General features: G+C 66.8%; 4 protein-coding genes. 1 reads left to right on the top strand and 3 read right to left on the bottom strand.

From position 1 onward, the window contains the following. Positions 1 to 167: 167 nt before the first annotated feature. Positions 168 to 2,315: a S46 family peptidase gene (locus AC1DJN_RS05735; protein ID WP_478038973.1), complete on the bottom strand. Its 2,148-nt coding sequence runs from the start codon at positions 2,313 to 2,315 to the stop codon at positions 168 to 170. Between the two features lie 264 nt (positions 2,316 to 2,579). Between AC1DJN_RS05735 and AC1DJN_RS05740 the strand changes: the two genes are divergently transcribed. Beyond that, positions 2,580 to 3,335, top strand: coding sequence for a hypothetical protein (locus AC1DJN_RS05740; protein ID WP_442251894.1), 756 nt, complete (start codon positions 2,580 to 2,582; stop codon positions 3,333 to 3,335). A gap of 245 nt (positions 3,336 to 3,580) precedes the next feature. Here AC1DJN_RS05740 and AC1DJN_RS05745 read toward each other — a convergent pair whose 3' ends face one another. After that, a complete protein-coding gene (locus tag AC1DJN_RS05745; RefSeq protein WP_478038974.1) occupies positions 3,581 to 7,447 on the bottom strand; it encodes a translocation/assembly module TamB domain-containing protein in 3,867 nt (1,288 codons plus the stop codon). Then, on the bottom strand, positions 7,444 to 8,607 hold a 1,164-nt coding region (locus AC1DJN_RS05750), incomplete at its 5' end, for an autotransporter assembly complex protein TamA (protein ID WP_478038975.1). The genes AC1DJN_RS05750 and AC1DJN_RS05745, both read right to left, overlap by 4 nt.

Below are 8,607 nucleotides of genomic sequence, written 5' to 3' on the forward strand. Positions count from 1 at the left end.
CGTTGGTCGTGGCAGAGGCGTCCGTGCCCACCAACGGTGGGCACCCACCAGAGGGAAAGGTGGGCACCTACCAGGAAACGGTGGGCACCTGCCGGAAGACAGTGGGGACCTACCGGAAGACGGTGGGCACCTGCCGGGAGATCGTGGGCGCCTACCGGGAACCGGCGTTATTCCGCCGGAACGCCCATTTCCTTCAGCAGTTCAGGTGCCGGGTAGACCTTGGCCAGCAGCCAGCGCAGGTAGCGCATGTCCACGTGCACGGCGCGCTTGTAGCGGGGGTCGAACCACCAGCTGGCACTGACCGACTCCCAGTTGCTGTCGAAGTTCAGGCCGATCAGTTCGCCCTTGGCGTTGAGCACCGGCGAGCCGGAGTTGCCGCCGGTGGTGTCCAGGTTGGTCAGGAAGTTGACCGTCTGGGTCTTCAGCGCGGGGTCGGCGGTGCTGCCGAAGTCGCCCTTGGCAATCGCGGCCAGCAGCGGCTTGGGGGCATCGAACGGATAGGCGTTGGTGTTCTTTTCGACGATGCCGGCCACGGTGGTCACCGGCGAATAGGTCACGCCATCACGCGGGTGCAGCGCTTCCACCTTGCCGTAGCTGATGCGCAGGGTGCGGTTGGCATCCGGGTACACCGCACGGCCCTGCTTGGCACGCCAGGCGAACAAGGCCTGCATGTAGGCCGGGCGCAGGCGCAGCTGTTCGCCTTCGCGGGTCTTGCTCTCGTTTTCGATGCGCAGCTGCGCGGCCACCAGCGGGCCGGCCACGGCAATCAGCGGATCGGCGGCCAGCGCCTTGCCTTCGCGGGCAGCGGCGAAGCGGGACAGGCGCTGCGCTTCGTCACCCAGCTGGGTGCCGGCATACAGCGTGTCCAGCGCCTGCGCCAGCTGTGCCGGGGTACGGCCGAAGGCCGTGTCGAACTCGGCCACGCGCTGCGCATCCGGCAGCTGCTGGTAGCGCGTCAACAGGGTGGTCAGCAGCGCCTTCTCGACCTCGGGTGCATAGCGGCGCTGCACCTGCTTCAGCACGCCCTCGATCATCGCCTGGTCGCGCTGCTGGTAGCCGGTCTCGCGCTGCGCATCCGGCTTGGCCGATTCAATGCGCAGGCGTTCCAGCAGCAACGCCGAGCGCAGCAGCTGGCTCTGGCTGGCCATCTGTTCCAGCAGCAGGTCGCGCTCGCCCACCGCCGCGCCCTGCGACAGGTTGGCCAGCAGCGCCTTGATGTCGCCCTGGTACTTGCGGTCGGTGGCGGCCAGCATCGCCTGCTCGTCGGCCGCACGCTGGGCCTTGGCATCGCTGCGCAGCAGCCCTTCCAGCTCACCGGCAGCACGCTTGCGGTTGTTCTTCAGCGACTGCAGCTGCGAGGCATAACGGGTACGTGCCTGCGCATCCTTGGCACTGGCCGCTTCGATGGTGTCGATCATCTGCTGGAACACCGACACCCGGCGCGGCAGCACGGTATCGATCTGGCCAGCGAACTCGGCGGCGGTGCGATGGCGGTAGGTGATGCCCGGGTAACCGGCCAGCATCGCGTAGTCGCCCTCCTTCGGGCCTTCCACCGACATCTGCAGGTGCGCCGGTGCCTGGTAGGGCACGTTGTCCTTGCTGTASGSGGCCGGCTTGCCGTCCTTGCCCACRTAGGCACGCAGCAGGGTGAAGTCGCCGGTGTGGCGCGGCCACATGAARTTGTCGATCTCATCGCCGTAGTTGCCGATCGCRCGCGGCGGCGCRTASACCAGGCGCACATCGCTCAGCTCAAGCTGGGCGATGCGGTAGAAGTCGGTGCCGTAATACATGTTGGCCACCGAGCAGCGCACGCTGCCGTCCTTCTCGCACTCGGCCACGATCTGCTTGCTGGCTGCATCCACCGCGTCGAAGTACGCGCGGCCGGTCTTGCCCTTGGCCTGTGCCAGCACCTGGTCGGTCACCTTGTCGAAGCCGACGGTCACCAGCACGCGGAAGTCCGGATTGGCCGGACGCTCGTCGGCGCGACCCTTGGCGATGAAGCCATCGTTGATGAAGTTGTGCTCGGGCGAGCTGTTGTACTGGATCACGCCCATTGCCACGTGGTGGTTGGTCAGCAGCAGGCCATCGGCCGACACGAACGAGCCGGTGCCACCGCCGGCACGCACGACCGCACTCAGCGGCGGCGCGGTCACGTTGGCCAGATCGGCCGGGTTGCCCTTGAAGCCAGCCGCCTGCAGCGGCTTGGCCAGCTCCGGCAGCTGGGTCGGCATCCACATGCCTTCGTCGGCATGGGCGCCAGCGGCGACGGTCAGGCCCAGGGCCAGGGCGGTGGGGAGGGCTTTGCGTGGCGACATGAGGCAATCCGGTACGACAGAACAGCCCGGGACCATAGCTGCTGGGGCCGGATGGGGCAACGGCCGATGGTTGGGGGCACCGATGCTGGCTAGAATCAGGCACGGATACCAGGGAAGGACCGATGATCGCAGGAATCGATCTGGGCACCACGCATTCGCTGATCGGCGTGAAACGCGCCGATGGGGCAGTTCTGTGAACAGGCCCGCTACGCACAGCTCGGCAGCGGAAATACTGCGTGGCAAGCCGCAAGGAAATCACGACGCATGAATGATGAAGCCGCAGTGACGGGGCCATCTGCCGCCGAAGCGCTTGCCGACCGCATCGTCCGCCACGGGCAGCAGCACGATCCGGCAGATTTCGCAGCCTGGCTGCAGCAGTCCCCGGAACTGCAGGCACCCGCGGATGCCAGCGCAGTGAAGCTGGCAACCTGGCAGCGGCTGATGAATGGCACCACGCCGTTTCCGCAGGCGAACTTCGAGCAGCTGGCCGACCGCTTCCAGTGGTATGACCGGGGCAATATCCGCGAGTGCTACGACATGGCCGCCCTTGGCCACAGCATGCACGTGCGCTGGTTGCTGTTGCGAGGTAACGAGGTTGCTCTTGCGCGCTACATGCATCGCGATGATGCACCGGTTTCCGTAGCACAGGCCCGCGGGCGCGTGGCTCGGTTGAGTGGGCGCTGGCGACCACTACGTGCACGGTGGCAGGCGCGGTCAGCGCACACGCGACGCGAGATGCGCGACACTCTGCACTACCTGGTCGGCGAGCCGATCATGTGGTTCGTGGTTCCGCCGCCGCCGTTGCAGCGCAAGCAAGTCCTGTTCTGGGCGGCAGCGGCCGGTAATCGGCTGCATTCAGCGCCGCGCCGCCGACTGCCCCTGTGGCAGCGTGTTGTCGTGGCGCTGCTGTTGGCGTGCACTCTGCTGGGCGCCTTGGCGATAGCCCACAGGGCTTCTATCACCAGCCCCAGCGATACAAGGGGAGATCGCTTGGTATTGCAGGCACCCGCCAGTACGTGAGCGATTGATCGACAGCGGCACTGTACTCGGCATCATCCACCAGTGCTTCTTGCAACGCTTCGCTCCGATGAGGCAGGACGCACCAAGACCGGGGCTGGTGGACGCAGTCGCTATGATCGCGCAGGCACTGGTGCAGGCCTGCTGGATGAAAAGCCTGCATGTCCAGTGCGGCCGTCCGCGCTGGCCCAACCGTGGATTACGGCAGCGCCGGGCTCGGCGCCACCGCAGCCACGCATGGCGTGGCTCTACTTCTCCCGCCGCCAGTTCAACGAGCCACGGTTTTCCACCGTGCTCGATTCCACTTCCACGTCGAAGCCGCGGCGCAGCAGGTACTTCAGCGTGATCACCGAACCGGCACCGACCAGCGATACGCCGTAGCCCACGTACAGCTTGGGCGAAATGTACTTGCCCACACCGATCACCGAGCCGCCCAGCGCGCGCGACTGGCTGACGCCGGCATCGTCCAGGCCCAGCTTGGCACCCAGCTGCGAAGCCAGCAGCCCGCTGCCCGCCGACAGCGCGGCCGATGCGGCGTTCACCTGCTGGGTCTGGTCGCTGCTGGCACCGGTCAGGCTGCGCCCCAGCACCAGGTAACCCAGTGCTTCGGACTGCGACATCGCCGGATCGGACCAGACATCGGCGCGCGGTTGCTGCGCGCGCCCGGTCACGTCGATGCCGGCGGTGACATCACCGATCCGGCGCTCGGCGCGGATATTGATGCGCGGGTCGGACACCGCGTTGTAGTTCCAGTTGAGGTTGCCGCGGGTGRTGGTCAGGTCCTGGCCATAGGCCTTGTAGCGGCCACTGACTTCCAGGCCACCGTTGGCGGTCATCTCGCGGCCGGGCTTGGCCCAGACCTGCATCTTGCCGGTCAGCGCGCCCTTCAGGCCGAAACCGCTCATCTTGACCTTGTCGCCCAGGCTGACGGCCAGCTCCATATCCAGCGGCGAGGTGCGCGACTCTTCCGGATCGGCCGGGTCCAGCACCACCACGTCCTCGGACACCGAGGTGCCACGGTCCAGGCGCTCCAGATCGATGTCGGCCTCGGGCACGTGCACCGTTCCGCGCAGCTCCATCGCGGCCTTGGCCAGGGTGAAGTCCAGGTTGGGATTGGCGATGATGCGCAGCTCGCTGGTATTGGACAGCAGCACATTCTCGCCGTGGATCTTCAGCTGCAGCGGCTGTGCATCGCCGAACCAGGACAGGCCGCCGTCGACATACAGCGTGCCCTTGCCCGAATTGGCCTGTGCGGTGATCTTGGCCGACCCGTCGGGCTGGGCGACGAAGCTGCCCTTGCCCTGGTCGAAGGTCAGGCCCAGCGCCGGGAACTCGCCCTTGAAGTTGCTCAGCTGCGCATCACCGCCCAGCGACGGCTGGCCGCGCGTGCCACGCAGGCTCACGTGGCCTTCGATCAGGCCGGTCGGGCGCACCACATCCGGCGAGAACAGTTCCAGCCAGTACAGGCGCGACATGTTGAGGTAGAGCTCGCCGTTGAGCGGCGCACTCGGCTCCCAACCGGTCTGCATCTTCGCATCGACGAAGCCGTTGCCCTGGAAGCCCATGCCCAGGTAGCCCTTGATGCTGGCCGGGGTCATGTCCAGCTTCAGCGAGAACTGGTCATAGCGCACCAGCTCGCCACGGTTGGCATCGCCGACGCCGGTGTTGCGGTTCTCGCCCAGGCGTACGCCGCCTTCGGCCGAGCGCACTTCCACGTGCCCTTCCCACGCGTTGCCACGCGGCCGGATCTGCGCGTCCAGGTTGAGTTCGCCACGCAGGTAGATGCGTCGGCCGGACTGTGGCGGCAACCACGGCTGCACCAGCGCCAGCGGCAACGCATCGCCGCGCACCACCAGGCCTTCGCGCGGCCAGTTGGCATGTGCGCACAGGGCGCCACCGGTCGCAGCGCCCAGGCAGGTTTCGCCCAGCGTGTAGTTGCTGCCGTTGATGGCGAATGCCGCGGGCGCACGCAGTGCCCACGCATCGCCCTTCACCGGTGCGATGCGCAGCGTGGCCAGTTCGCCACGCCATTGTTCACCTTGCTGGCGAACGCTGCCCTGCAGCTCGATCGCCCCCAGTTCGTTGCGGGTCTGTGCGGCCAGGCGCAGGTTGGAGACACTGCCCTGCGCATCGATGTTCAAGCGTTCCAGCAGCATGCCGGCATTGACCTGCTGGCCCTGTATCGCCAGCGTGCCACTGTCGCCACGCCACGGCAGGCGGCCCTTGATGCTCAGGCTTTCAGCGCCATAGCCGTCCCAGTTGAGATTGTTGCCGACCAGATCTGCAGTGATGTCCGGTGCATCGCGCGGGCCTTTCACCTGCACCTGGCCACGCAGGCCACCATCGGCGCCGGGCAGCAGATCGCTCAGCTGCAGCGGCTCGAAGCGCGCATCGATGTCCAGGCGGTCGCCGACCTTGCCCGAGGCGGTCACCCGGCTGCTGCCGACGGCCAGTTTCAATTCACCCTGGCCCTGTTCACCCTGCAGGGCGAACTTGCCTTGGGCATCCACATTGCGCTGGCGCAGAATGCCCTTCAGCGACGGCAGGTCCACCGTGGCCTCCAGCGTGCCCGCAGTGCCCGGCGGCGCATTGGCCGGCGGCGGCAGCTGGCGTCCCTTGGACGCGAGATTGCCGGACAGACGGCCATCCCAGCCCGGTGCGAAGTAGCCCGGGTCGAAATCCTTCAGCGTGGCCTTGGCATCCCAGTCCAGCTGCGGTGCCCAGGCCACCTTGCCTTCCACCTGCAGCTGGCCACCCGGGGTCTGCGCCTGCAGTTCGCGGATCTCCGCAGCCTGATCGTTGCCACGCACATCGAAGCGCAGCTGCGCCTTCTGCTTTTCGCGCTCGACATCGGCACGGCCGATCGCCGCCCACGCCTTCAAGGTACCGGCCAGTCCAAAGCGCGCTTCCTTCAGCGTCACCGGCACCGGCGAACTGCCGGCGGTGTTCGGGTCCGGTGCCGGCACCCAGGTCAGGTCCTGCGCGATCACCGAGAAGTTCAGCTTCTGCTGGTCTTCCTGGCTGAAATCGGCGGTACCTTCCAGGCGTGCTTCGCCGCCCAGGCCCTTGACCACCAGCGGCGAGACCTTCAGCACCTGGTCCTGCAGCGAAACCACCGAGGGCGCCAGCTCCAGTTCCTGCTCACCCTGCTTCACCCGGCCATGCAGGTTGGCGTTGCCGCCCTTGCCGGAGGCGGTGAAGTCCAATGCCAGCGGCGCGATGGCCGAGCTGGCCAATGCCGGCGACAACAGCGCCAGGTCCAGCTCGTCGCTGCGTACAGTCGCGTTCCAGGTCGGATCGGTGCGGCCATCGAACACCAGCATCGCGTGCAGCGGCTTCGGTGCGCGGCCGGCCAGCGCCACTTCCATATGCGCCAGGTCACCGCGCGCGACCAGGCCGACCGTGGCCGCGGTACGCCCGCGCGGTGCCGGCAGCACCGCAGTGACGGTGACGTCGGTGTCGTAGTCCTTGGCCGGGATGTAGCGGCCCTGGGCAGTGAAATTGCCCATGTCGCTGTCCACCACCAGCTTGCGCGCCTGGAACTCGCCATTGGCGATCTCGATGCCACCGCGCACGCGGCTGATGTCGATCACCGGCTCGTTGGCCTGGCTGATGCGGAAACTGTCGATGGCGATCACATCGGCCTGGATCGCCAGCGGCATTTCGATCTGCGGCAGCGAATCGGGCCACGACGGCAGCTTGAACGGCTCATCGCTCTTGGCCAGATTGAGCGTAGCGTTGGTCAGCTCCAGCTTGTCCAGCAGCAGCTTGCGGCCCAGCAGCGGGCGCAGGTCCGGCTCCAGGTGCGCGCGCTCGGCGTGGAAATGGATGTCGTCGTAGCGGAAGTCGACGTTGTACAGGGTCAGCGGTCCGGCCACCGGGCCATCGACCTTGTCCCAGGTAAAGCTGGCACCCACCGGCAGGCGCGCCACCACCTGCGCCAGCAGCACATCGCGGCCGGCCACCGTCTGCAGCAGCCAGTACACGGCCAACAGGGCGACCAGCACCAGGCCGACCACGCCCGCGCCGGACCATGCCCAGAAGCGGCGACGACGGTAGAAGCGCACGCGCCGCGGCGGCGTGTTCGGCGACGGAGTCGGTGCGGGCGTGCTCACAGGTCCGCTCCGATGTTGAGGTACAGCTGGAACTGCGAATCAGGGTTGTTCAGACCGTGAGCGATATCGACCCGCACCGGGCCCACCGGCGATTTCCAGCGCACGCCGAAGCCGACGCCGGTGTGCAGGTCGATGTTGGTATCGAAGGCGCTGCCGGTGTCGACGAACACCGCTGCACCCCACGGACCGCCATTGAAGTAATGCTCGTACTCGGCCGAGCCGACCACCAGGTGCTTGGCACCAAGCGCGTACTTGTCCGGCTTCGGCGTGCGCGGGCCGACCTCACGGTAGGCATAACCGCGGATGCTGCGGTCGCCACCGGCGAAGTAGCGCAGGCTGGGCGGCATCGCCACCAGGTCGCTGGTCCAGGTGGTGCCGCCTTCGCCGCGCAGGATCAGGCGATTGGTCGGCCCCACCGGGATGTACCAGCGCAGCACGGCATTGGCCTGCACGAAGCTGGTGTCCGATCCGACGCCTTCGACGCCGGCACGCACCGTCGCGGTGCCACTGATGCCGCTGCGCGGGAACAGCTCATCGTCCACCTTCACGTAGTCGGCCACGATCTGCGGGTAGACCAGCGTGGACGTGTTGTAGACCGCATCGGTGAACTCGGTGCCCGAGGCATAGCGCCAGCGCTCGCGCAGCGCGTTGATCGAGGCGATGGCGGTCCAGTTCTCGTTGATCTCGCCGCTGCGGCTGGCGATCAGCTTGAAGTTGCGCAGATCGATGTAGTCGGTCTGCTCGTCGTAGGCACTGGCGGCGAAGGTATACCAGCCATCCAGCCAGTTGAATGCGGGAATGCGGTAGCTGGTGATCAGGCTCTTGCGCTTCTGCGCATAGTCCAGCTGGGTGTTCATCTTGTGGCCGCGGCTGTTCAGGTAGCGCCGTTCAAGGCCACCACGCACACCGGCGCCACTTTCGCTGCCGTAACTCAGGCCGTAGGAATAGATGCTGCGCTTGGCCCGCGTCAGCTTCACATCGACTGGCACCTCGCCGTTTTCATCGGCCTGGTCCGGGCGCGGCTGGATGTCGATCACGCTGAAGTAATCGAGCTTGGTCAGCGACTCGCGCAGGCGGTCCAGCTTGCCTTCGTGGAAGTAGCTGCCCTGGTCCCAGTAAACCAGCGGGTCGAACAGCTTGTCGTCGAAGTAGTTCTGCTC

The organism is Stenotrophomonas sp. 05L414_2 (assembly GCF_056397905.1).